16 protein-coding genes are annotated in these 26,429 nt (G+C 50.0%); all 16 read left to right on the plus strand.

The window, feature by feature from the left end:
* Positions 1-14 precede the first annotated feature (14 nt).
* The 16 genes from MRBLPE1_RS17395 (at position 15) to MRBLPE1_RS17470 (ending at position 26,429) form a co-directional block, all read left to right on the plus strand.
* Positions 15-1,364, plus strand: coding sequence for an ABC transporter substrate-binding protein (locus MRBLPE1_RS17395; protein WP_364147638.1), 1,350 nt, complete (start codon positions 15-17; stop codon positions 1,362-1,364).
* 51 nt (positions 1,365-1,415) lie between these two features.
* Positions 1,416-2,627 carry an iron-containing alcohol dehydrogenase gene (locus MRBLPE1_RS17400; protein WP_364147641.1) on the plus strand — a complete coding sequence of 404 codons (1,212 nt, stop codon included), beginning with the start codon at positions 1,416-1,418 and terminating at the stop codon, positions 2,625-2,627.
* A 126-nt stretch (positions 2,628-2,753) separates the two neighbouring features.
* The gene (locus tag MRBLPE1_RS17405; protein ID WP_364147644.1) at positions 2,754-5,849 is read left to right on the plus strand and encodes an S-layer homology domain-containing protein; all 3,096 of its coding nucleotides are present in this window, start codon (positions 2,754-2,756) and stop codon (positions 5,847-5,849) included.
* 239 nt (positions 5,850-6,088) lie between these two features.
* Positions 6,089-8,233: an MGH1-like glycoside hydrolase domain-containing protein gene (locus MRBLPE1_RS17410; RefSeq protein WP_364147647.1), complete on the plus strand. Its 2,145-nt coding sequence runs from the start codon at positions 6,089-6,091 to the stop codon at positions 8,231-8,233.
* Positions 8,234-8,255: 22 nt separating this feature from the next.
* The gene (locus MRBLPE1_RS17415; protein WP_364147650.1) at positions 8,256-9,134 is read left to right on the plus strand and encodes an AraC family transcriptional regulator; all 879 of its coding nucleotides are present in this window, start codon (positions 8,256-8,258) and stop codon (positions 9,132-9,134) included.
* Positions 9,135-9,270: 136 nt separating this feature from the next.
* Positions 9,271-10,413 carry an ABC transporter ATP-binding protein gene (locus MRBLPE1_RS17420; protein ID WP_364147653.1) on the plus strand — a complete coding sequence of 381 codons (1,143 nt, stop codon included), beginning with the start codon at positions 9,271-9,273 and terminating at the stop codon, positions 10,411-10,413.
* A 3-nt stretch (positions 10,414-10,416) separates the two neighbouring features.
* Positions 10,417-13,431 carry an extracellular solute-binding protein gene (locus MRBLPE1_RS17425; RefSeq protein ID WP_364147655.1) on the plus strand — a complete coding sequence of 1,005 codons (3,015 nt, stop codon included), beginning with the start codon at positions 10,417-10,419 and terminating at the stop codon, positions 13,429-13,431.
* Positions 13,394-14,371: a carbohydrate ABC transporter permease gene (locus MRBLPE1_RS17430; protein WP_364147658.1), complete on the plus strand. Its 978-nt coding sequence runs from the start codon at positions 13,394-13,396 to the stop codon at positions 14,369-14,371. Before MRBLPE1_RS17425 ends, MRBLPE1_RS17430 begins: the two co-directional genes overlap by 38 nt.
* The gene (locus MRBLPE1_RS17435) at positions 14,371-15,270 is read left to right on the plus strand and encodes a carbohydrate ABC transporter permease (RefSeq protein ID WP_364147660.1); all 900 of its coding nucleotides are present in this window, start codon (positions 14,371-14,373) and stop codon (positions 15,268-15,270) included. Before MRBLPE1_RS17430 ends, MRBLPE1_RS17435 begins: the two co-directional genes overlap by 1 nt.
* Positions 15,271-15,295: 25 nt before the next feature.
* Entirely contained in the window at positions 15,296-17,422 is a 2,127-nt protein-coding gene (locus MRBLPE1_RS17440; protein ID WP_364147663.1) for a YIP1 family protein, read from the plus strand.
* Complete coding sequence (locus tag MRBLPE1_RS17445; protein WP_364147665.1) at positions 17,419-19,698, plus strand: DUF5696 domain-containing protein; 2,280 nt, start codon at positions 17,419-17,421, stop codon at positions 19,696-19,698. The genes MRBLPE1_RS17440 and MRBLPE1_RS17445 overlap by 4 nt, the downstream gene beginning before the upstream one ends.
* On the plus strand, positions 19,695-20,561 hold the full coding sequence (locus MRBLPE1_RS17450; RefSeq protein WP_364147668.1) for a carbohydrate ABC transporter permease: 867 nt from the start codon (positions 19,695-19,697) through the stop codon (positions 20,559-20,561). The genes MRBLPE1_RS17445 and MRBLPE1_RS17450 overlap by 4 nt, the downstream gene beginning before the upstream one ends.
* 31 nt (positions 20,562-20,592) lie before the next feature.
* Positions 20,593-21,600 carry a carbohydrate ABC transporter permease gene (locus MRBLPE1_RS17455; protein ID WP_414698895.1) on the plus strand — a complete coding sequence of 336 codons (1,008 nt, stop codon included), beginning with the start codon at positions 20,593-20,595 and terminating at the stop codon, positions 21,598-21,600.
* A 148-nt stretch (positions 21,601-21,748) separates the two neighbouring features.
* Positions 21,749-22,456 carry an ABC transporter ATP-binding protein gene (locus MRBLPE1_RS17460; RefSeq protein ID WP_364147670.1) on the plus strand — a complete coding sequence of 236 codons (708 nt, stop codon included), beginning with the start codon at positions 21,749-21,751 and terminating at the stop codon, positions 22,454-22,456.
* Entirely contained in the window at positions 22,440-23,471 is a 1,032-nt protein-coding gene (locus MRBLPE1_RS17465) for an efflux RND transporter periplasmic adaptor subunit (RefSeq protein WP_364147672.1), read from the plus strand. Before MRBLPE1_RS17460 ends, MRBLPE1_RS17465 begins: the two co-directional genes overlap by 17 nt.
* A 12-nt stretch (positions 23,472-23,483) precedes the next feature.
* Complete coding sequence (locus MRBLPE1_RS17470) at positions 23,484-26,429, plus strand: ABC transporter permease (protein ID WP_364147675.1); 2,946 nt, start codon at positions 23,484-23,486, stop codon at positions 26,427-26,429.

A 26,429-nucleotide genomic window follows, 5' to 3' on the forward strand; every position in this document is an offset into this window, starting at 1 on the left:
AGGTTTATTAAACGGTGAAGAACAGGATTTGTTTAGCGATTGTATTGTCACTGATCATGCTTGTATCTATCGGATGCACCGAAAATAACAACGGCAAGAATACAATCGAGGCTGTGGAGAATCAACAGGAAACCGAAATCGTAGATGTAGATACGCCTGATAACGAACTGTTTATTTTTACGGCCTGGCCCGCTTTCTACGTCGACGAAGCCATTTTCGAACAGCAGGTCGGTCAATTCATTAGAAAGAAGTTTCCGGATATCAAACTCAAACATATTGCCTGGAACGACGGAACGAGGTATGAGGATTTGATTGCGAAGGGAACCATCCCCGATATCGTATTTGACGACATCGGCCGCAACACATACCGGCAGATTAAAAAGTTTAAGCTGGAATACGACATGAGCGACTTAGTCAAAAAATACAATTTCGACACCAGCAAATTGAATCCGTCCGATATGCAGCATTCCATAAATGCATCGGATGGGAAACTTTACTCGCTGCCTTTTAATACGAATGATTATGTTCTTATTTACAACAAGGATCTTTTCGACAAGTTCGGCGCGGAATATCCCAAGGATGGCATGACATGGAACGAAGCATATGAATTGGCCAAAAAATTGACGCGTCAGGAGGGAGACAACACCTATAAAGGATTTCAGATGAATCCTGCGCATTACATGAGGTTCAATCAGCTCTCGGAGCCCGCGCTCGACCCGAATGAAGAGAAGTCAGCCATGATATCCGACAATTGGTTGAAAATCGTAGACAATGTTAGAAAATTTTATGATATCCCCGGCAATCAATTGGTGAAAACGAATGATTTCGTCAAAGGCAATATCGCCATGATCGTCGATACGATGGAAAATGCCTTCCGAATCGTCAATGAAAATAAGGACATCAATTTCGATATTTCTTCTGTACCCGTATTTCCGGAAGCGCCTACATCCAAATTCCAGCCCAGCACAAACGGCATGTTCATTACGCAGCAATCGGAAAATAAGGATCTTGCCTTCCAAGTCATCGCTTATCTGCTGTCGCCGGAAGTTCAAACCGAGCTGTCCAAACAGGGCGTCCTGTCCCCGCTCACGGATCCGGCGGTCCAACAGGCATTCGGGAAAGGCATACCGGAATGGAACGGGAAACATTTTCAATCGATCTTTTATTTGACAGGCGCCATGCCTCCTGCACGCAAACCGGGACTGACCTATATTTACGCCAACACGGACTTGGTGTGGAATTCGATTGCGAAAGAATCCAAAGACAACCAAACTGCGCTTCGGATCGCCAATGAAGCGATGGATAAAGCCATCCAAGAGACGATAGCGATTCACAAGGAGGGCGGTGACAGTCCTCACGAATAAACGGATGGGTATGCCGCTCAAGGCTGACTTCTTAGTTAGGAGAGAATTTACATGAGTAAACCTGCGAGGAACTATCAATTTCAAACTGCCGGGAGAATCATCGCCGGCCCGCATTCCTTACAAAATCTGGGTGATGCACTTAGCGGTGCGGGTCAGGTAAGCAGGGTGCTCATCGTCGCTTCGGACACCATTCGAAAGCACGGAATAACGGATGAAATAGCAGCACAGTTGGCGCAAAGAGGCATTGCCTCCGAAGTGATCGGCGGCGTCATGAGGGAGCCGACCGAAGATCATATTGAGGATTTGGCCAATCAGATCGGAGAAGAGCATTTTGACGTCTATATCGGAATCGGCGGCGGCAGCGTGCTTGATGCGACGAAGCTCTTGTCCGTTTTGAGAACGAACCGGCTGCGCGTAAGAGAGATGATCGGCACCGAGCTTATTCCGAGCGAAGGAATTCCGACGGTTCTTATCCCTACGACATCAGGTACGGGATCGGAAGTAACACCGAACGCCATCGTCACATTGGCGAAAGAGGAATTGAAAATCGGCATTATCAGCCGCCATTTACTTCCTAAGCTGGTCGTGCTGGATCCGGTCTTGACGCTTGGACTTCCTAAGCATCTAACGGCTGCGACCGGCATGGACGCAATTACGCACGCACTGGAATCCTATATCTCTGTGAAGGCGAACCCGATCAGCGACATGATGGCACTGGAGTCGATCCGCCTCATTTCGGGCAGCATCGTTCCCTCTTTTCATAACGGAAGCTCAATTGAAGAACGCAGCGCGATGCTTCTCGGCTCCATGTTCGGCGGAATGGCTCTTGCCGGCTCGGGGACGGCCGCCGTTCATGCGATGGCTTATCCGCTGGGAGGCAGGTTTAACATCCCGCACGGGGTAGCGAACGCCATGCTACTTCCTCATGTGATGGCGTTCAACATGGACCGCATTTGGGACAAACTGGAGATCGTCGCAGGTGCAATGGGGATCGCGAGGGAATCGGGTAGTTCCGTTGCTGCGGCGGAGCTGGTGATTAGCCGGATAGAGGAATGGACCAAAGAACTGGAGATCCCCCAGGATCTGATGGCCTATGGCGTGCAATCAACAGATATCCCTTCCCTGTCGTCTGCTGCCTTCAATGTCCGGAGACTGATGGACAACAACCCGAAACCGATGTCGACAGAACAGATTGAAGCGGTATACCGCGAACTGCTCCCTCAGCGTGAAACCGCCTATAATAAGGATGAAGTCAGCCTATAAATACACTGAATCAGCCGTATACAATTTATCCTATAGAGAAGGAGGAATGTTTTGTCTGATAGTTAACGGGCACGGAGCTTTTGTAAGCGCTTATATTTTATAACAACCTTGAAGGAAGTGTGAATGATGAAGCGTATATACGGGTTTCTTTCTCTTTTACTTTTGTTTTACACGTTTTGTTCCCCCGCAGCCCTGGCAGAGGAGGCGGTACCAGCGGAAGAGAGGACGGCTGAGAATTCGGCCGACCGTTTCACTGATTTGAAGTATCTTTCATCCGAATTGAAGGATAAGTTCGACGTCTTAATAAAATCAGGCATATTCAATGGTATTTCGGCTGATCGGTTCGGACTGGAATTAAATATGAACCGTGCGCAGATGGCCAAAGTGGCCGCCCTTGTTTTCGAATTGCCGGTTGACAATCGGCTGAAGGCTTCCAGTTTCTCGGATGTTTTGCCGGATGATGCAAACGGTTACGCGCTTCCGTACATCGAAGCATTGAAAGCGGCGAAATTGACCAAAGGATCCGATGCCAAAGGAACCCGTTACAATCCGTCTGGAGAGGTCGGACGCCAGGAGCTGGCGGCGTTTCTGATTCGGGGACTTGGATTGGAGAATGCAGCCCTGCAGGCCAAACCGGTCGATGACCAGACCGTTGCCCAGTGGGCGCGTCCTTATGTCGCGTACGCACTGGAAAATAAACTGCTCATAAACAAAGACGGCGGGAAGGCATTCGAAGGAGCGGCGCCGGTGACCCGGTATGAGCTTGCTTTAGCCGCTTACGAGGCACGTAATCTATTTCTCGCAGGTAAAGTACCGGATAGAGTGTCCATTCTTAACGCGCAGGCAACCGGCGCCAAAAAAGTGACTGTCTGGCTGAACAAAGAGGTTGACACCGATAAAGCGAAGCTCGTCGTAACGAAAGACGGATCGGTCCGGTCAGGCGATACCGAATGGGCGAAAGATAAAATGTCCGCCACGATAACGCTGGATCAGAAACTGACCCAAGGAAAATATCAAGTCAAACTGTCCGGTTTGGCTGAGGATACCGTCAATAACGCGTTAGCGGAATTTATCGCGCAGGATGAGCGGCTGACATCATTACAATTTGCCGCATCTTCGGATATATTGCCGCAATCCAAAGTCGACATAGCGTTTAAAGCGGCAAACCAATTCGGCGAGGAATCCGACTGGACGGCAAGCAATTTCCGAATTGAAGTGGGGTCTGCGAATGTTAAAGCGGTCCCATTGGCCGGAAAGCAGGCCTTCCAGCTGGATTTGAGCCGCCATCCGAAAGGTTCGCCCGTCTCGGTTATCCTACTGCCCAATCAGATGACAGCTGACACCAACCCGGTTAGCAAGCTGTTTACAGTCGGCGATCCGCCGATCGTGTCGAAGGTCGAACTGGGCGATCTTAAATTTTTCGGTTCAGATCAGACGTTAAAGCCCGGCGGAAGGGCCTACCTGTTATTTTTCGCCTTCGACCAGTACGGCTTCCGCATCAGCGACACAGATTTATTAAACGGTGAACGGGGAATCACCGCAGTTTTCTCGGAACCGGGCGTATTTAGCGACAACCCGTCAATGGGCAAGCTGTTCGATCACAACAACGACGGTTATCCCGACTTGTCAATTGAGGTTTCACCGGATGTGAAGGTTGGCAAAGAAGTGAATTTAATGATGTTCACCAGGCTATATGGCCAGCAGACATCAGTAAAGTTGAAGGTTAAGGCGGCGCAAATGCCAGCTTCCGTTGAATTTGACTTCTCGGATACACTGACGGTTGGGGATGAAGACGTTTATATTCCGATTATCGTCAAGGATGAGGAGGGCAACGTCCTTTCTCCATCGCAAATCGTCGATGCCGAGACGAGCGGCCTCATTCAGGTCGTGAGCTCCGGTCAACTGGTGCTGGAAGCGGATCCGCAGTTGCGGACCGATTACAGCGTTAATCCGAACGTAAGCCGAAAAGTGGCTGTACAGGCGAACGGACCGGAACGGGGCAAGATCCGGATTGCCCGAGCTACGGGCGCCGGTCAGGCGCTGGTCAACGTAATTTTGCCGCTTACCGGCAAAAATGCGCAATTGAACGTCTATGTCGAGCAACCGCAGGAGCGGGTTCCTGCATCCGTCAAGATGGACGGCGACAACAGCATCCTGCTTCTTCCGGGGGAAGAGCAGCAGGTGAAATTTAAAATTTTGGATCAGTATGGCGATCAATTTAATTCGGCGCTTCCCGAATATAAAGTCGAATACAAGCTGGAGAGGACAGCAGGCGAAGCGGGGGCAGTTACAACCAAGGGAGCGGCTGCACTAAGCGACGGGAACTCAACGGTCAGGAGTGAAATTAACAATAGCTCCGGTAAAGGGGTTACTTTAGTCGCTGATCCGATAAAAACGGGATCCTACCGGCTTAGCGCCTCGCTCATAAGAGTGGACGCAGCCGGCGCCTCCATCGGCATCCTGTCTTCGGCTTCGGCCATTGCAGAAGTATTCGGAGGAAGTCAAACGCTGACCTACGAAATGGAACTGGACGATACGTTGTTCGCAGCCGGCAAATATTATTACGAGCACAAGGAAATAACATCAGTCACCGATTCAACCTATCTTCTCAACAACAGAGATGTGTTCGCAAGGGAAATCGAAATCAGCGCCAAGGATCAACAAGGCAGAAATGTCACCCTTCCTTCCGGCATTATTAGGCGGATCGGATCATCTGACCCGGATTTGATCGGTGATGACGATGTGTCTCGGATAATTGGCTTGAATGCTGGAAAGGCGACGGTTACCGTTATTTTTGATACTCCGACAGGGGCACGAATGCTGAGCAAGGAAGTGGTGGTTAAAGATGAGCGTCCGGCGATTCAAGAGATAAAAGCCGATAAATCCGCGAACGTTATCGACAGCCATCTTCTGAACGGCCTTCTTCCATGGGATGAAAAGCTGATGAAGAAGGTTACCGTGAAAGACCAGTTCGGGAACAGCTTTGCAAACGATAAAATAACCGAGTACAACGATTTATTCGGCATCACCTTCTTGATCGGAGACATTCATTACCAAACGAATACCTCTCCGGACATCAAAGATAAAATCTATATCGACAGCAGCAACCGGATCGTGTATACGCCAGGCAGCAATGCGGGCGATAACAATATAATTGATTTCACTTTGACGGCAGTAGTGCCAAACGGTAAAACCTACTCGACGTTCATAACCGTTCAATAAGTCGCAGCTTCTAATTTCCGCCCCTGCCGGTACCGGCAGGGGCGGTTTTCTTTATCGGGGGCATTCGAATGTGCGAATATAGGGCGGTAAAGGACTCATATACCGACAATTACGGACTTGAAAAGCAGAATTCCCCCATAGTTCGGGCAGAATCCACCAATGATCGGTCAACTCAGTGATATATACTAATTTTGACAGAGATGCACGATATTCAAATTTGTGAAATGGGGGATTTCATTATGACGGCAAACCGCATCGATGAACAGCTCTTTGCGGGGAGAAAAGCTCTTCGCACATTACCGGGTGCTTTATTGCTCGGTTCGACGGGCGCACGCCTGTGGGCTGATTATTTGGAACCGAGGCCCGGCTTCAGCGGCAGGTTTGATTTTATTCATAAGGTTAACATTCCGCTGCTTTACACCGTATCGGCATCGGGAACCGAAAGCTTTGAGCCGTGCCGGACGGCATGGTACCCAAGTCATTTGGGAATGGAATATAAGGATACGCGCTTATCGTTCAGTGAGCAGAAGTTTATTACATGGGACGATTGCGCCGTTTCCTTCCAGACGTGGTCCAACCTCGGCAAAGAGGAGCTTGTTTTGAAGCTGGAAACTTACGGAGATGCTTTTCATGAAACCGACAATGGGCTCTACGGCACGTTTCTGGTTCAACACCTCAGCTTTAATATCGACGCCGCACTTGTATCGAGCGATGAAGATTTATTCCGTGAAGTCCGTCTGAAACCGGGGGAAACGAAATCCTTCATGATTGCTGCGGCACTTGGAATAAGCGGTCAAGATCTACCGGATGATCTGACGCAGAGGGCGAGCGGGTATGCGCTTAGCGGCCGTTCACATGCCCAGATTGTTGCCGATTATATCGATGCTTATAATGAGTGGTTCGAGCATATCCCGGGTTTTCACTGCAGCGATCCGCTGCTGAACAAGACGTGGACATACCGTTGGTTTTTGCTGCGCCACAATTTAGCTGATCCGAAGTACGGGCATTTGCAGTTTCCTTTGTTCTACGAGGGCAGATCGCACAAGAAGAGCAAAGCCCCTTTCAGCAAAGGGGGATGGGAGTTTTGCAAGCTAATTAATCTGTCTGTTCCGCTTCATCTCATGGATGCCAGATGGCATCACGACCCTACATACAGCGAAGGCTCCTTGCAAAATATGAAGGAAAGTCCGAATGAGGACGGCATGTTTTGCTGTATGACAGTCGACACCGTGATGCACTCCTTCGCCAATTTTTCCTGCTGGGCCGCGTATCAGCTGTATTTGGTACACCGGAACAAGGAGTCAATGATTGCGCTGCTGCCGGGCTTGAAAGCGCAGATCACCGCCTGGAAGCGGGCGCACGGCAGCGACCGGGACGAATTGATGATCGAATACCGCCATACCCGTACGGGTAAGGAATACCAGCCGAGCTATTGGTATTTTCATCAGTATCCAAGAAATCCCAAGGATCCGGAAACTTATACGCATGTTAAACGCGTTGACCGAACGGTATACCATTATTTGAATGCGCTTGCCGTAGCCAAGCTGTGCGAGGAACTGGGTGATCTGGATGCCGAGGCTTTCCATAAGCAGGCCGAGAGCATCAGAACGGATATCCTGCTAAAAATGTGGGATGATGAAAGCGCATTCTTTTATGATCTTCATCATGAAACGGACGAGAAAGCGCTGGTGAAAAATATCGTCGGCTTCTATCCGGCCTGGGCACAAATCATCGATAACAAGCACGATGCGCTCATCGATCATCTGTTCAATGCGGGCGAGTTTGACACGGGCTGTCCGTTTCCGTCTGTCTCTGCCGACTGCCCCGCTTATACGAAAGATGGGGGATGGATGGGGCATTTCGTTAAAGGGCGAAACGGCTGCGTGTGGGACGGGCCGACATGGCCTTATACGAATTCGATCGTCCTTGACGCGCTTGCCAAGGAGAGCAAGCGCAGCGGCCACCGGTATGACGGCCAGTTTACCCATTATTTGCGCGAATACTCCTTCCTGCACTTCTTCAACAGGGATTTGAACCAACCCGGGCTCGTCGAGCATTATAACAGTGCAACGGGCGAGCCGCTCAGCGATGAGCAGGAGTACAATCATTCGTTTTACATCGATCTGCTGATTGCTCATATTGCCGGATTATCCATCGAGGAGGACCGTATCGTACTCGATCCGATTGACGCCGGACTCGATTATTTTTGCCTCGACCGGGTTAAAGCAGCCGGGGCGGAGCTTCGCATTACTTACCGGAAGCCCGGAAGCGCACTGGATGATGCCGGAATTGCAGAAGGCTATCGATTATATGTAAACGGCAAACAAGCTTTTGCAAATGATGGACTTTGCCGGTTCGAACTGCCTTTGAGTCAATTGCGGTGATGAGCTAAAGGAGGGGATTGTCGTGAACGGAATAGTGGCGGAGCTTAAAGGTGAGAGCTTCTTTGATCTTGACATCGATATTTTCGTCAACCGGGAGCAGGAAGCATTTTCTCTTGGCCAACATACTCACGATTTTGTAGAGATCAGTATTGTCGGAGAGGGCTGCGGTTTTCATTACATCGAGGATAAGGTGGTGCAGGTCAAGCAAGGGGACGTGTTTCTCATCCCGATCGGCACCTCTCATGTATTCCGGCCCTCCTCTCCGGAACGCGACAAGGTGCTTGTCGTGTACAACTGTATTTTCCGGAACAAGGCGATGGAGAACTGGAGTCATTATTTCACCGGAAATTCGGAAACGATTCGCTTGATCCATTATCCGCAAGAGCGAAAAGGGAGATGGCTTCAGTTTCAAGACAAGCACAACACGATTCAGAATATGATCCACAACATGCATTGTGAATATCTGAAACGGAACCAGGGCTGCGAAATCATATTGAACACAACCCTGATCCAGCTTTTGATTTTGCTGCAGCGTCTGGAGATGGAAAAAGAGTACATGCCTTCGCCCATCGACAAACTGGACGATGTCATGCATTTTATTAAAAATCATTACTCCAAAAACATTACGGCCCAAAATGTGGCGGACCATTTCTATATGAGTATCAGCCACTTTCAGCGTCAGTTCAAAAAATTGACGGGACTAACGTTTATCCAGTATTTGCAAAATATCCGGATTCAAAAATGCTGCGAGCTGCTTGAATCGACGGATATCTCCATTCACGAAATCGCTAACCTTATCGGGTATCTGGACATGAAGTTTTTTCATGCTTTATTCCGCAAGAAAACCGGTGTTACACCGAGAAAATACCGTCAAAATTTCCAGGATTGGAAAATCGAATAATCCGTTGCAAAAGCGTAATCCGCCTATAGAATGTGCGAACCTCACCTATAATGCAATCAAGAGGCCAATATATAATGAGTATCATACTAAGAAAGTTGAAACCGTTATCATAAAAAAGGAATCGGGAGGTGTCAATGTGGGCTGTATCATACTGAATCACGTGGAAAAACGATACGGTAAGGATAAACTTTGCGCCGTACAAGATTTTAACCTGGAAATTAAGGATGGGGAATTTCTTGTCATGGTTGGCCCGTCCGGATGCGGCAAATCGACGACCTTGCGAATGATTGCAGGGCTGGAGAACATATCATCCGGCGAAATTTTTATCGGCGACCGTCTGGTCAATCATTTGCCTTCGAAGGACCGCGATATCGCGATGGTATTTCAAAACTATGCTTTATATCCGAACATGAACGTTTATGAGAATATCGCGTTCGGTCTGCGCATGCGCAAGCTGCCCAAGCACGAAATCGATATGGCTGTCAAAAAAGCGGCCCGCACGCTGGAAATTGAAAATTTCCTGGAGCGCAAGCCGAGGCAGCTTTCCGGTGGGCAGCGGCAGAGGGTTGCGCTCGGCCGGGCGATCGTCCGCAATCCACAGGTTTTCTTGATGGATGAGCCTTTGTCTAACCTGGATGCTAAACTTCGGGTACAGATGAGGACGGAAATTATTAAGCTGCACAAGCAGCTCGGCGTTACGACGGTTTACGTGACGCATGACCAGGTTGAGGCAATGACGATGGGAAACCGCATCGTTGTGATGAAGGACGGGATCGTCCAGCAGGTCGATACGCCGCAGCGAATATACAGCAGCCCGAAGAACATGTTCGTAGCCGGATTTATGGGAGCTCCTCCGATCAATTTGGTTGAAGGCAAGCTGCTAGAGACCTCTAGAGGCACACTTGAATTCCATACCCGGAAGTATTCGCTCGCCATTCCCGAAAGCCAGTCGAAGACGCTGATCGATAAGAGAAAGGCGGGCAGGAACGTCATGCTCGGCATACGAAGCGAGGACGTGTATTTGGATCCTGCCATGTGCGAGACGCACCCGCATTCGCAGATTCCGGGCATCCATAAGCTCAGTGAGTTTATGGGAGCGGATCTTTATTTATATGCCGAGATCGGGGCGCCTAATTTGATGACTGCCCGCTCCAACATCGACCAGGGCAGCCGGGAAAACGAGAAGGTTATTCTGACGCTTAATATGCGGAAAGCTCTCTTTTTCGATTTGGATACGGGAGAAAACTTACTGCACTACGATGAGCGCGTGGAGGGATGAGAAGTGAAAACGTTTCTGCGGTTCCGGCATCGGATCGGAATCGCGATGGTATTGTTGTTTCTGTTCGGCACAGCCTTTAATGGCTATGCATCGCAGATGCCGTCCAACGAGAACGCTTCCGTAACGAAGGATGACGCTCTGTCTCAAGCGCCAGAAGCTGATCTCTCTGACGACAGCGGGGATACGGCAGCGGATAGCGGCGAGCCCTATTATTCCGAAGTGCTTGAGCAGTGGAAGCAGAAAGGAATCCCTGAAGTGCACGGTCAAATAACCGTCCAAGGGCCGGCTTACTCCGGGAAATCTGAGAACGCAAAAATAAGGGTTGGATCTTACGAAAACAAAGACAACGTGCTCGTATGGGGAGCGGAATCCGACGAATGGATCGAATATGAGATCCATGTGGAACAGGAAGGCCTGTATGCGATTGACATTTCTTATCATCCATTTATCGGGGACAAATACCGCAAGCCGATTACGCTCAATCTTATGTTCGATCAGACCAGTGCCTATTTGGAATCCAGATCGGTGCAGCTGTACCGCAAATGGCAGGACGAAATGCCTCCGAAGAAGGACGAATACGGCGATGAAATCAGGCCTCCTTCATTTGATGTCAGCGACTGGATGACCGCCCAGCTGCGTGATTCGGGAGGCAGCAATGAACATCCGCTGCTTTGGCATTTGACAGCAGGCAAGCACCTACTGCGCCTGTCAGGTAGCGATCCGCTGGCGATCGAGTCGATCAGGCTGCACGCCCCGGATCCAATCGACGATTATCAAACCGTCGCAAACAGGCGGACTGGTGGAGCGGCGGCCGTATCCGGCGATCCGATCGAAATCGAGGCGGAGCGGGCAACTTGGAAGAACGATTCTTCCATCTCGCTCTCTTACGATAACGACGTCGCCTCCACTCCCTATGAAAGAGGGAAAATAATCTACAACGCAATCAATGGAGAGCGCTGGGCGACAGGCAATCAAGAAGTGACCTGGACCCTCGACGTCCCGGAAAGCGGCTTGTACAAAATCGCGATGCGCTTCCAGCAGTCTTATTCCTCTAACCGTTCGACATTCAGGTCCATATCTGTCAACGGAAAAGTGCCTTTCTCGGAAATGGAAGCTTATCGTTTCCCTTATGCGTCCGGCTGGCAAGGGACTACTCTCCAGGATGAGAACGGCGAGCCGTACGAGTTCGAGCTGAAGAAGGGTGCTAATACACTGACGATGCGTGTAACGCAAGCTCCGCTGAAGCCAATTATGGTCGATTTGGACAATATTATATCCGGTCTGAAGGACCGGGTGCTTGATATAAACGCGCTCACCGGCGGAGCAGTGGACCCGAACCGGACATGGAACATCGAACGCGATTTGCCCGATTTTGTCACCCAATTCCAAGATCTTTACGAGCGTCTTCGCGAGGTTAAGGAGCGTCTCGTATCCGTAAACGGGAGATCGGATTCCCTGACGCAGGGGATGGTAACCGTCGAGAAGGATATGCAGGAGCTTCTGTCCAACATTAATCAAATTGCTTATGAAGCCGATAAGCTGACGAGTATGCAGGGCAAGCTCGCCGATTATTTGCAGCAGCTGAGTTCGCAGCCGCTTCAGCTCGACCGTCTGTACATCGTTCCTTCAAACGAAGACGTTCCGAAGATGAAGGCAAGCTTTTTCCAGGAGTTTAAGGGTGGCATGTTTGACTTTCTGTACACCTTTAAGTCCAAGTCGAAGCTTGGTAACGGGGATAAAGGAGTACTGAACGTTTGGGTTCAGCGGGGAAGGGATTACGTCAATCTGATTCAACAGCTGGCCGATGAAATGTTTACCCCGGAAACGGGGATCAAGGTTAAGGTGAACCTGCTGCCGGGCTCAGATCAGCTCGTTCTCATGAATGCGGCCGGCATCGCGCCTGACGTCGCGCTTGGATTATCGCAGGATTTGCCGTTTGAATACGCCGTACGGGGCGGGTTGTATGACCTGACGCAATTTCCCGATTTCAATCAAATGTACGAGCGGTTTGCTCCTGGAACATGGATTCCGTTCTATTACGACGGCGGTTATTACGGTGTCGCGGAAACGCAAACTTTCGAGATGCTGTACTATCGCAAGGATATCTTGAATCGCTTGGGACTGAAGGTTCCAAATACGTGGGATGACGTCTATGAGATGCTGCCAACGCTGCAGCAGAACAACTTGAATTTTCCGCCGGTATCCAACGCCGCGTTCTTCTATCAGAACGGTGCCGAATTTTTTGAGCAGGACGGATTGAAGACCGCTTTGACAACGCCGAAAGGGTTTCAAGGCTTTAAAGAGTGGACGGATCTATACAATGTTCATGCGGCTGACCAGCAGTTAGCCAGCTTCTTCCAATCGTTCCGTAGCGGCGCTGTCCCAATTGGAATATCCGATATAACTGCCTACATTCAGCTGATGGTTGCAGCGCCGGAATTGAACGGACTTTGGGGGATAGCGCCGATTCCGGGCAAGATGCAGACTGACGGAACCGTTGCCCGCTGGATGAGCGGCGGCGTCCAAAGCGGCGTCATATTCAAAAGCACAAAAATGGCGGAGGAAAGCTGGGAATTTCTGAAATGGTGGACGTCCGCCAAGGCGCAGGAGAGGTTCGGCAACGATATCGAGATGCTGAACGGACAAGCGTTCCGTTGGAATACGTCCAACATCGAAGCGTTTATGACACTCCCGTGGAAACCGGAAGATGCGGCCAGCATTTTGGAGCAGTGGAGATGGTTTAAGGAAGTTCCGAACGTCCCCGGCTCCTACTATTTAGCCCGCGAGCTTCAAAACGCATGGAATCGCACCGTATTGGACGGCATCAATCCCCGGAGCTCGCTGGAGACCGCCGTCAAGGACATCGAGCGGGAGATGACCCGGAAATTACAGGAATTTAAGTTCATCGACGCAAACGGCAAAACCGTCAAATCATTAAATTTACCGGTGGTGACGGAACCTTGGAAAGGAGTGGAGCCGTATGTTAAAAGCGGAATCGAAGCCGATAAACAGCCTTGATGCGACTGCTGCCTTTAATACGGCGCGCAAAACGCAAACGCTCCTTCAGAAGATTTGGTCCTACCGCATTTCTTATCTTTTTATCGCGCCATTTATGATCTGCTTTATCCTTTTTATCATGATTCCGGTAATCGCCGCCTTCTTACTTAGCTTTACGTATTTCAACTCGTTGCAGCCGCCGCGATTTGTCGGATGGGACAACTTCCGTTACATGATTTCGCAGGATCTGCTGTTTATCAAATACGCGCTGCCCAATACATTTAAATTCTCGGTCATTGTCGGTCCCGGAGGTTATATCGCTGCGTTTCTCCTTGCCTGGCTGATCTCGATCCTGCCGCGAACGTCACGCAAATGGTTTGCGCTGGCGATGTACTCCCCGTCTCTGACGGGGGGGATCGCCATGGCTATCGTGTGGCAGCCGATGCTGTCCGGAGACCGCATCGGTTATCTGAACAGTTTCCTGCTTAAGCTCGGCCTGGTCAGCGATCCGCAATTGTGGGTAACGAGCAAGGAGTATTTGATGACTTCGATGATTGTCGTCACCTTGTGGTCCAGCATGGGAATCGGCTTTCTGGCCATGCTGGCCGGCATTCTGAACGTGAACTCCGAGCTGTATGAAGCGGGTAAGCTGGACGGAATCCGAAGCCGCCTCGAGGAAATATGGTACATCACGATTCCATCGATGAAGCCGCAGATGCTGTTCGGTGCGGTCATGGCCATTGTCGGCACGTTCAAGGCAGGGGGGATCGGCAGCCAGCTTTCCGGCATGAACCCGACGCCGGAATATTCAGGGCATTTGATCGTTAACCATATTAACGATTATGGTTTTATCCGCATGGAACTCGGCTATGCGACAGCCTTATCCGTCTTCCTCTTGCTCTTGATGTATGTGGCCAACAAATTTTGTTGGAGTTTGTTCGGTACGAAGGAGGATGAATGATGAAAACGACTTCTGCGATTCGGATTTCCAAGCTTTGGAGGAGACGCTCAAAGCCGTTCCGCCTGACTCCGACGGAAAAAATATCGGCTGTAATGCTTGTTCTTCTCAGTATTTTTATGCTGATGCCGCTCGTGTACATTTTTAATAATGCACTCAAGCCTTACCAGGAGCTGTTCAATTTTCCGCCGACGATATGGGTGCGAAACCCGTCGATGCAAAATTTCATTGAATTGTGGGCGATTACGAAAAACTCGGCGATTCCGATGTCCCGGTATATTTTCAACAGCGTGTTTGTGGCCGTCATGACTGTCGTGCTCGTCACGGGAGTAAGCGCGATGTGCGCTTATCCGATCTCCAAGCATAAATTTCCCGGACACCGGATCGTATTCGGCACTATTCTTGTGACGCTGTTGTTCGCTCCGGAAACCGTCGCGATTCCAAGGTATTTGGTCGTCAGTAATTTGGGAGTCATGGACACTTATTTCGGGCATCTTCTCCCAATGGTTGCCGTACCGGTCGGCGTGTTCCTAATGAAGCAGTTTATCGACCAGCTTCCGGATGAATTATTGGATGCGGCCAAAATAGACGGCGCGAAGGAATTTACCATATTTTTGAAGATTGTCATTCCGATCTGCATGCCCGCGGTGGCGACGATCAGCATCATCGCATTTCAGGACGCATGGGGAAATACGGAAACGTCAAGCCTCTTTATGCAGGATGAGACCATGAAGACATTTCCATTCTTTATTTCCACACTGACATCCAATATGGCCAATAGTGTTGCAAGGCAAGGTGCAGCAGCAGCAGCCGCGCTGATCATGTTCCTGCCGAATCTTATCATATTCCTTATTTTTCAGAGCAAGGTCATTACAACTATGGCTCACTCAGGCATCAAGTGATGCGGAGCAAACGGAGGTCTAAAGCATGAAATATAAACGCGGCGGGCTGTGGTTGTTCCTTTCGCTGATCATCTTGAGTACCGTATTTCTTCCATTGACAGCTAAGGCAGACGTCAAGTACAACACGTACACGAAGAACAGCGCCGGTAACCTTATATGGCTTCAGCCAGCCTACATTCCGATCGATGTCATCGGAGAAGATCTATATATGACCGATCCGAACGATCCTTCGGTGAAGACGATATCGTCCATGTCACATCCGAAAGACATTTTTATCGATGACAAAAACCAAATATTCATTGCGGATACGGGAAATAACCGGATCGTGCAGCTGGACGACAGCGGCAAACTCATCCGCTTTATAACCGTTCCGGAAAGTACGCTGAACAAGCCCGAAGGGGTGTTCGTCACCAAGGAGGGCGAAATCTTCGTCGCCGATACTGGCAACCGGAGAATCGTCAAATTGGATAAGGAAGGGAAGCTGATCACGGAATTCAAGAAACCGGATTCGAAATTTATTTCCGACACATTCGTCTTTACACCAGTTAAGCTGATCGTAGACGAACGCGGATTTCTGTATGTCGCTTCGCAAGGGAGCTACGAAGGACTGCTGGTGCTCGATCCAAACGGCAATCTTCAAGGATATTTCGGGACAAACCAAACGGTGCTGTCCGCCATGGATGCTCTAAAAAAATGGCTGTATACCGAGAAAATGTACGCTAGGGAAGTGCTGAAAAGACCGGAAACGATCAACAGTCTGGCAAGCGACAGCAACGGGTTCATCTACACGGTTACCGGAGGATCGATTTCCAGCAACCAGCTGAAGAAATTGAACTCCCGCGGGGCTAACATGCTTCGAAGCTCTCAGGGCTCGTTCGGGGAATACCGTCCATTTGATACGAGAGGGCTCGCGCCGACCGCCGTCAAGACCCCGCAGCTGATCGACGTTGCGGTAGACAGCGAAGGAAATATCGCTGTTGTCGACCAGCAGTTCAAATATATAAGCCATTACGATGGCAATGGAAGTTTGCTTTACTTCTGGGGCGGACCGTCCGCTGCAGGCACCTCTCAAATCGGGCTCATGAAAAGCCCGGTTGCTCTCGATTTCAACTCCAAGAATGAATTGTTCGTCCTGGACGATCAGGAAAATATTATTCAGAAATTCCGGATGTCGGAATTTGGGCAGAAGGTCGTTGAAGCAAACAAAATGACCTTGTCGGGCTTCTATGAGGATAGCGAGAAGATGTGGCAGGAGGTGCTTCGGCAGAACGCCGATTTCACTCCGGCGATTCAAGGCCTGGCACAAGCGGCATTCAAAAAGGAGCAGTTCGAAGAAGCGAAAAGTATGTTTAAAGCTGCAGGAGATCAGGAAGGGTTTTCTGAATCCTATTGGCAAATCCGGCTGTTGTGGTTTCAGAAAAACTTTTCCTGGATCGCCACTTTTATAATAGTAGGAATTTTCCTGATGGTTGCGTTGGATAAGTGGACGGTGACGAAGCGTCTGAAGGCCAAATGGCGCAGCCGGGAACGTTCGCAAAACCCGCTCATTACCCATTTTAAGCATGCGTTCTATATCCTGAGGCATCCGGTTGACGGATTCACCGCCATCCGGTATGAAGGCAAAGGAACGTATTGGAGCGCAGCTGTTATTATCGTCGGGACTTATTCAGCCCTCTTGATTCGCGAATACGTCACCAGTTTCTCTTTTCAACTTGTTCATTTTGTCAACGTTTACAATGTATTTACCCAGTTTTTCGTTGTGTGGATCATGTGGGTCATCGCAAATTATTTAGTCAGCTCGATCTACCGGGGTGAGGGCAGGTTCCGGGATATCTTTATAGGAAGCGCTTACGCACTTGTTCCATACATTCTTATAGGAATTCCGCTTGCCATGCTGTCTAATGTCATGACCTTATCGGAATCGTCCGTGTATAGTTTCATTTCCCAAGGCCTTGTCATTTGGATCGGCCTGCTCATGTTCTGGAATACGCAGTGGATTCACAATTACAGCGTCGGCGAAACGCTTATCAATATTGTGCTGACCCTGGTTACGATGATCATCATTGGTATTCTTCTCTTTATTACGGTTGGATTGACAAGCGATTTGTTCTCCTTCCTATATGAAATCTTCCAGGAGGTGACTTTGCGATGAAGTGGATCAAATTGCTGCTCACTAAACGGTCTCTGCCCGCCGTAATCGCAGCCGTCCTGATTGTTATTGCCCTTATTATGATCGCCGCCAATACCCGGTTTGTTTGGAAAGCGACGGCGGGACCGCCGGTGGTGCCGGCGGATAACAGCTCCAATAGCGCTCAAACCGATAAAAATCCTACGCTGCCCGAATTGACCAGCTTCAGCAATGTTGCGGAGTCGGATGTGCTCCGCCTGAAGATGGACGTCAATACCGGCCATTTTATTATGGAGGACAAGAGGAACAATGAGATCTATTATTCCTATCCCGATCCTAAGTATTGGTCGAAGGAAGAGGTATCCAAAACCTGGAAGCAGCATCTCTCCTCTCCAATCATGATTCAGTATGTTGATTTCTCGGAGCCGATTCTGAATCCGAAGGAATTGAGCTTTACTCCTGGTGTTGACCGCATTAAGGACTTGAAGACGATTCCCGGAGGATTTCAACTGACATTCGAGCTGCCTGAGACAGGCTTTACCATACCGGTTGAGGTAACCATCGACGGGGATTACGTCCAGACGAAGATTATTCGGGAAGGCATTAAGGAGAACAAGCTGGGACTCATCTGGGTCAGGCTGTACCCGTTTTTTGGCGCGACCCATACGGATGGACAGGAAGGCTATTTGTTTATCCCGGACGGACCCGGGGCACTCATCAATTTCAAGGAAAACGAGCTGAATGTTAATAAGTTGTACGACGAGAGCGTGTACGGATCGGATATGGTTTATAAGGGACTCGACAATAACCGGAATCCGGTTACAATGCCTGTTTTCGGAATGAAATCCGGCAATAAAGGGTTTCTTGCCGTCCTGAATGACGGCGAGGCGTATGCCAATATCGTTGCGTCGCCCTCCGGCGTATTCAGCGATTACAACTGGATAACGGCACAGATGAACTTCCGGTCGAGCTTTCTTCAATATACAAGAAAAAATTTAGAAGAATCCGGTTTCGTTGATTTTAACCGGGATGAGCTGTTCGGCAGCGACCGGGTCGTACGATACTACATTCTTGATAAGGCGAAATCGGATTATGTCGGAATGGCAGAGCGATACCGCCAATATTTAATGGAAGAAAAAGGACTGAAGAAGTTGGAAGCCGGTACTTCCGACGTGCCGCTGTACTTAACCATTGTCGGCGGCGATCAGGAGAAGGGAACCTTGGCGGGCCGATACATCAAGGGCACAACGACCTCTGAAGCGGAACAAATGGTGAGAACCCTGCATGAGCTTGGCATCGGGAACATGTCAATCACCTATACCGGATGGCAAAAAGGCGGCTACAGCCAATTCGGGCAAACGCTGCCGGTTGATTCCAGCATCGGCGGCGACGAAGGAATGAAGTCGTTCGTCGATTATGCCCACAGCCTGGGCGCTCCGGTATATCTGGATACGGAATACGCCTTGAACAATACCGGCGCGGGAGGATTTGAGAAGGAATTTGCCGGCGTGACGAATTTGGCCGGTCAAACCATCGATGTACGGATGCTTTACAACGAGGATAATGTCTCTGCGGTCAGCGATAAATTCAATTTGAAAATGTTCAAAGACGACTTGGAAGGTTACAAGAAGCTGGGTATCGACGGCCTTGTCGTGAGCCGAACGGGACAGGAGCTGTTCAGTGATTACAATACCAAATACGGCTCGTCAAGAGATGAAGCGAAAGATGTCCAAGTCGATATCCTGAAAACGATCCAGAGCGGATTGGGCGGCGTGCAGGGCGTAAGGTCGAATTTTTATGCTTTGCCTTATGTTCACCATATTCAAAATATGGTTTCTGACTATTCCTACGATTTGTTCTCGGACGAGGCGGTTCCGTTTTCCCAAATCGCGACTCATGGATTAATTACTTACTCGTTTGATTATTCGAACAACCGGGACGAGAACGGCAACGGCTTTTTACGAGAAATCGAGTACGGGGCCGTACCTTCTTTCGTGTTTACCCATGCGGACACAAGCGATTTCCTTAGCGCTTACGGCATCCGTTATTACAGCACGAAGTTTTCGGACTGGGCCTCGTATTCGGCGGAAGAATACAAACGCTTCAACGAGACGCTCGGCGACGTTCAGAACCAATTTATCGTCGAACACAGGACGCTCGCTCACAATGTGAAGGAAACGGTATATGAGAGCGGCAAGAGAATTATCGTCAATTACAATACGGAGCCTTATAAGCACGGCGATTTGGAGCTCCCGGCGAAAAACTTCATCGTCTTGGACGGGGAGGCGGCGAACCAATGACTAGAGCAACAAAGCTTAAAGCGGCCATGATGGAATATGTCGAAGGGACGATCTTCATTGCTCCCTGGTTTATCGGCTTTGTGATGTTTATGGGCTTTCCGCTCGGATTTTCCCTATACATGAGCTTCCGCAAAGTTAACGTGGTGGCGACGGGGATGACAAGCTCTTATGTTGGGCTGAAGCATTACAAAGATATATTGCTCGCGGACGGCAGCCTGCTGTATAACGACTTGATCCCGTTCCTCCAGAAAACCTTATTTATGGTTCCGGTTATCGTCATCTTTGCTTTGCTGATCGCGATTGTCTTGAACCAGAAATTTATGGGCCGTTCGCTGTTTCGCGCCATCTTCTTTCTGCCGGTCATTTTGTCCACGGGACAGGTCGTCAGCGAGCTGCTGACGCAGGGCGAAGGCGCCCTCGGCTTTATGTCCAAATATAACGTGTCGGGATTGATCAGCGGAAACTTACCCCAGACGTGGGCGACACCGCTCATATGGATACTCGATTCCTTCGTCTTGATTTTATGGTACTCCGGGGTTCAAATTTTGATCTTTCTGGGGGGACGCCAGACGATTTCCAATTCGGCTTATGAGGCGGCGCGCATCGACGGGGCTGGCCCGTGGGCGACCTTTTGGAAGATTACGCTACCGGCGATGACGCCGTTTATATTCCTGAACATGATCTATACCGTCGTAGATTTGTTTACGTTTCCTACCAATCCGATTATTATGCGGGTGCGCGATAGCGAGTACGGGCAGTTCAGTGCGCTCATCTGGCTTTACTTTTTGATCATCAGCATCTTTTTGATTGTTATATTCATTCTTTTCAGCAGAGCGACGAGATCGCAGCGGATGACCGCTTAGCGGCCAAAAATGAGGGAAGAGGTGACTCGGGATGGACAAAATGCTGGCCAAAATCGGTTTGCGGACCAAACGCGCGGAAATTTCCACGCGTTTGGGAACGAAGCGCACGGATATGACCGCTGTTTCAAGTTGGTTGAGCAAGGTCCGCTATACCATTTTCGGCAGGGAGGCCGACAAAGGACTCCTATTTAAAATATTCATCTATCTGATTCTGATCGATGCGGCTTACATTTACTTAAAGCCGGTGCTGCACATGGTCACAACCATGGTCAAGGACGGAGCGGATTTGCTGGACCCTTCGGTAAATTGGATTCCGCGGGTTATTTATTTCGGAAATCTTCAGGATGCCTGGGAATGGCTCAAATATCCGAAGGCTTTCGGACTCAGCATGCTGCTTTCCGTCTCTGTGGCTTTACTGCAAACTTTCTCCTGCGCAATTGCCGGCTATGCCTTTGCAAGGCTGAAGGTGCCTTTCAAGCCGGTCCTGTTTTTCTTTCTGCTGATCACCTTTATCGTACCGCTCCAGTTGACGATTCTGCCGAATCTGGTCTTCGCCAGAGTGCTGGGCGTTCTGGATACGGTAATTCCGATCATCGTTCCCGCCCTGTTCGGGCTTGGGCTTAAAGGCGCGCTGTTCATCATCATTTACCGTCAATTCTTCTCCACCCAGCCGAAAGAGCTTGAGGAAGCTGCGAGAATCGACGGCGCCAGTGTCTACAAAGTTTTCTTCAGAGTGATGATGCCGCTGGCCAAGCCGGCCATTCTTGTCGTATTCCTGTTTTCCTTCGTTTGGACCTGGAACGACTTCTATTTACCGAGCATGTATTTGGCCAATGCTGAAACGCCGCCGCTCTCGCTTGGCATCTCGCGCATTGCTTCTATGATCCGGGAGCAAGCCGAAATTAGCGGACCTTCCATATTCACCGAACCGATCAGCATGGCGACAACGTTTTTGATGATCCTGCCGCCGATTGTCCTCTATATGTTCGCCCAGCGGTGGTTTATCGAGGGTGTTGAAAGAACAGGAATCGTGGAATAGGAAAAAGCAGTAAAAATAGCCTATAAATGCGCAGTAAATCACCTACAAGTTAAGGCTGCATTCGATATACATTTGAATTAACGGCAGGCAAGGGAGGAGTGAGTGCCCAATTGGAAGGATTAAAGACGCTAGGTGAGGGGGAGAGTGAATGAATGCCGATGAGCGATCGCTAATCGGAAATCCGCTTGTAAAGGCTGAAGGAATTACAAAAGTGTTCGGACATGGCGCTGGCAGCGTGCAGGTATTGAAAGGCGCGAGCCTGACCATTCAGCCGCAAAGCCTTGTGGCGATCCGAGGGAGATCCGGCTCAGGGAAAACGACGCTCATCAATATATTGGGAGCACTCGACCGGCCTACCGAAGGCAAGGTGCATTTTAAAAATACGGAAATCGGCGGGCTGACGGAATACAGACGCAACAAGCTCCGCCGAACCGATATCTGTCTGATTTTCCAGTCTTTTGCCCTTGTGCCGATGATGTCGGCATACGAGAATGTCGAGTTCGGCCTTCGCATCGCAGGAATTTCCAGCGCTTTTCACCGCGAATATGCGGAGAGAGCCCTCGAGCTTGTCGGCCTTAAACACCGGATGAAGCATCGTCCCTTTGAAATGTCGGGAGGCGAGCAGCAGCGTGTCGCCATTGCCAGGGCGATTGCCCATAAGCCGTCGCTCATCCTATCGGATGAACCGACGGCGGAGCTGGACAGCAAAATGGGGCTTCAGGTGATGAAGGTATTTACAGAGCTGGTCAAGTACGAGGGATTGACCATTATTTTGACGACACATGACGCAGCGATTATGGAAATTGTGGATCATGTTTATGCACTGGAGGATGGTCGCATTGCCGAGGAAAGGTAAATGGATCCGGATCGTTATTGGCCTATCCGCCGTCATGCTGTGCCTATCGGGCTGCTCGCTGCTTCCGGCCGAAGAGGAGCAATTGAAGCCGCCGCTCGCCCGGCCGGCCGAACAGAATATTGAGACAGTGGATGCAAAAAAGGGCGACATCGTGAAACAGGTTACCGGCGTAGCTACATTCGTTTCGGACAAAATGGATTATTTGTTTTTTAAGGAATCAGGCGGAAGGTTGTCTCAGATCAACGTTCAATTGGGCGCTAAGGTGAAGGCAGGGGACGTACTGGTATCAACCGAGACGGATGAGCTTGAAGCGAAGGTGCAGCTGCAGGAAATCGCCATCGAGAAAATCAAGATCGATCTTGAGCAGGCAAAATTTGAGAAGGGACAGGGCGATCCGTCAGTCAAGATGAAGCTGCTCGATTTGGAGAGCGCCCAAATTCAATTGAATCTTCTTAAAAAGCAGCTCATCCAAACAAGGCTGATATCTACCGTAGACGGCATCGTCACTTATATCGAACCGATGGAGCTTGGCGAGCAGGTTTCGGCCTACAAGAAATTGGTGACGATTTCAGACCCTGATGAGAGGAAGCTCCTTTATGAGGCTTCGGACCACAACAATCTTGCCGGCATTCAGATCAATATGAATGTCAGCGTCAAGCATAAGGACAAAACCTATCAAGGAAAAGTGGTCCAAACTCCTTCAACGGCTCCGACCAGCGATAACGAAGCAATCGAAGCCCGCAACGCTAAATCGATCGTAATTGACGTGCAGGGACTTCCGACTGATGTAAACATCGGCGACCAAGCGGATATCACGATCGTGACGGAGAAACGGGATCAGGTGTTGATCATTCCGAGATCGGGGCTGCGCACCTATTTGGACCGCGATTACGTGCAGGTGCTGGATGGGGAAAGCCGTAAAGAGATCGATGTGGAGAAAGGAATCGTGACCGACACCGAAGTGGAGATCAGAAAGGGTTTGTCCGCAGGGCAAAAGGTGATTTTGGCTAATTAGGGGGCTTATGCATTGGCGCTGATAATTATGATTTTGCGCAAAATGATAAAAAACAAATGGCTGCAGCTCAGCCTGCTGTTCGGCCTCGTCTTAACCGTCGCTTTATCAAGCAGCATTCCGATCTATACGAACGCCATCTTGCAGCGAATGCTAAGTCAGGAGCTGCAGAATTTGCAGTCGGACAGCGGACAGTATCCGGGCACGTATTGGCTGTCTGCCGATAATCCCGCTGTTGAAGGCAAGAACTCTCAAGACGGCGGATTTTTCTCCACGGATGCCTATTTAAGCCAGAAAGCGTCCGGCCGTTTCGGTCTTCCGGTGCAGCAGTTCGTTCGGGAGAGATCTACGGCTGTCTACAGCTTTCTGCCGTCCGACACCGTGCGGATGGATGTCAATAAGATACGCTGGGCGAATTTTGCCGCGATCAGCGAATTGGAAGAGCATGTAAAGCTGAAGGATGGACGGCTTCCGAAGAAAGAGCCGGAAGGCGGAGTATACGAGGCGCTTGTCGTTCCAGAGGCGCTGACGGAGCTGAACCTGGTGCTTGGCAATGTCTTTACGATTAAAGACGACAACGTCAATTCGGAAATCCGTGTTAAGCCTGTAGGAGTGATCGAACCAAGCGATTATTCGGATCTGTTCTGGTACAATTCCACAGTAAGCTACAAAAGCAGCTTCCTCATCGACCTGGATTTGTTCGATAAGTCGTTCACGACAGGCAATGCGCTGACCGTCAAAGCAAGCTATTGGTACTTTGCCCTCGACTACACGAAAATGACGTTGAGCTCGGCTAAGGATTTCCTTGCAGAGAACGGGCGTATTACCGCCCATATGAAAGGGCAGTACGACACGTATTCGAAAAATGCGCCGGCTCTCCGGACGCTCAGCCTATACAAGGAGAAGGAAGCGAAGCTTAAGATATTGCTTTTGTCGCTGAATGTGCCGGTCATGCTGATGCTCGGGTTTTACCTGTATATGGTGGCCAACTTGATTACGGACCGACAGAAGACGGAGATCGCCGTGCTGCGCAGCAGAGGTGCGAGCCGATTGCAAATCGTACTCAGCTATACCATCGAAGGCTTGGTTCTTGGCCTCATTGCCTTCTTCGCAGGACCGTATGCAGGTCTCATGATCACCAAGGTACTGGGCGCCTCCAGCGGCTTTCTGGAATTCGTCCAAAGAGCGAAATTGCATGCAGAGGTCAACAAGGATGCATTCGAATATGCGCTCATCGCCGTTGCCTTGTCGCTTGTAATGACGCTGCTTCCGGTGCTGTTTGCGACACGTTTCTCGATAGTAGCGCATAAGCAGCAGCTGGCACGCATTCAAAAGCAGTCGTTCTGGCACAAGTATTATATCGATTTCATACTAATCGGCGTATCGCTGTACGGCTTGCAAAGCTATGAAACGCGGATGAGCAAGCTGCTTTCAATCGGCGCGAATACGGGCGGTATGTCGATCGATCCGCTTCTGTTTCTTATTCCGGCTTTTTTTGTTCTGGGGCTGGGCCTATGCCTGCTTCGACTATACCCTTGGCTCATCCGATTGATTTATCTGCTCGGAAGACGCTGGTGGCCGCCGTCGCTTTATTATACGTTAATTCAGGTCGGACGAACGACTGCTTCATTCAAATTCATTATGGTATTTATGATCATTACGATCGCCACCGGTATTTTCAGCGCGAGCGCAAACCGCACAATTAACAAAAATGTCGCAGACAAAATCGATTACCGGATCGGCGCGGACATCACGATGAAAATTCGTTGGGAGAACGACGCGCCGCCTGTATTATTGTCCGGCGGGGCGGGCAGCGAAGACTTGGATACGGCAGGAGGGACCGCATCATCGAATAATGGGGCCCCGCAGAAGACACAGTACACTGAGCCTTCATTCCTGCCGTTTACGCAGATGCCGGACGTGGAGCATGCGGCCAAGGTGTTCATCAAGAATGAAGCTTCCTACTATGCTTCGGCAAAGGGGAACGACGCAGGCGCTTCGAAGCTGCAGGAGCAGGGTAAAGTCGAATTGATGGGAATCGATACTTATGAGTTTGGCATGACAGCTTGGATGAGAGACGGACTTCTCGATTATTCGTTCAATTCCTATTTGAACCTGCTTGCCTCCGAGCCAACGGCCGTGCTTATTTCCAGATCGATGGCCTCGCAGCATGGCTTGAATACGGGGGATTTGATCCAAATCGGCTGGTACGGTGCAGATACTGCGGAATTTATCGTCTATGGGATCGTCGAATATTGGCCGACCTGGAATCCGGGCGCTGGCGGGGCTTCGCAGTCGGCAGCGGACGATGGCGGCAGCTCTGCCGCAGCGGCCATGCCGAATCTGGTGATCGGCAATCTCTCCTACATCCAGAGCAGCGTTGCCCTTGAGCCGTACGAGGTATGGCTGAAGCTGAAAGAAGGGTCGTCAAGTAGGCATGTCTATCAAGCGATAACGGACAAAAGCTATGACATTACTTCGATTGCGGATGCGAATCAGGAGAGGATCAGGGCGGTCAACGACCCGTTCCAGCTTGCGATTAATGGTGTAATGACGCTTGATTTCCTGATTTCGATTATCATTACGTTTGTCGGTTTTTTGTTATACTGGGTGCTTTCCCTGCTCGCGAGGACGCTCCAGTTCGGCATACTCCGGGCGATGGGGATATCCTTTTTCCAACTGATCGGGATGCTGGTCGCCGAACAGCTGCTCATTTCCGGGGCGGCGATATTACTTGGGGTTGTAACAGGAAATTTGACGAGCCGTCTGTTCGTGAGGCTGTTCGAAATGTCTTTCGATCCGAAGAAGCAAATTTTGCCGTTCGAAGTGACGTTTCAATCCAGCGATCAGGTTGGGCTGTACATGATCGTGACGGCGATGATGGTGCTTGGAATCGGTATCCTCGGCTTTACCGTGTCCCGGATCCGTATCCATCAGGCTGTCAAGCTGGGGGAGGATTAG

It is taken from the genome of Paenibacillus sp. LPE1-1-1.1 (genome assembly GCF_040676435.1).
In the GTDB taxonomy this organism is placed as follows: domain Bacteria; phylum Bacillota; class Bacilli; order Paenibacillales; family Paenibacillaceae; genus Pristimantibacillus.

Coding starts and splice junctions, on each gene's coding strand:
- MRBLPE1_RS17400 (WP_364147641.1), top strand. CDS start 1,416: ATGAGTAAACCTGCGAGGAACTATCAATTTCAAACTGCCGGGAGAATC.
- MRBLPE1_RS17405 (WP_364147644.1), top strand. CDS start 2,754: ATGAAGCGTATATACGGGTTTCTTTCTCTTTTACTTTTGTTTTACACG.
- MRBLPE1_RS17410 (WP_364147647.1), top strand. CDS start 6,089: ATGACGGCAAACCGCATCGATGAACAGCTCTTTGCGGGGAGAAAAGCT.
- MRBLPE1_RS17430 (WP_364147658.1), top strand. CDS start 13,394: ATGTTAAAAGCGGAATCGAAGCCGATAAACAGCCTTGATGCGACTGCT.
- MRBLPE1_RS17435 (WP_364147660.1), top strand. CDS start 14,371: ATGAAAACGACTTCTGCGATTCGGATTTCCAAGCTTTGGAGGAGACGC.
- MRBLPE1_RS17440 (WP_364147663.1), top strand. CDS start 15,296: ATGAAATATAAACGCGGCGGGCTGTGGTTGTTCCTTTCGCTGATCATC.
- MRBLPE1_RS17445 (WP_364147665.1), top strand. CDS start 17,419: ATGAAGTGGATCAAATTGCTGCTCACTAAACGGTCTCTGCCCGCCGTA.
- MRBLPE1_RS17450 (WP_364147668.1), top strand. CDS start 19,695: ATGACTAGAGCAACAAAGCTTAAAGCGGCCATGATGGAATATGTCGAA.
- MRBLPE1_RS17455 (WP_414698895.1), top strand. CDS start 20,593: ATGGACAAAATGCTGGCCAAAATCGGTTTGCGGACCAAACGCGCGGAA.
- MRBLPE1_RS17460 (WP_364147670.1), top strand. CDS start 21,749: ATGAATGCCGATGAGCGATCGCTAATCGGAAATCCGCTTGTAAAGGCT.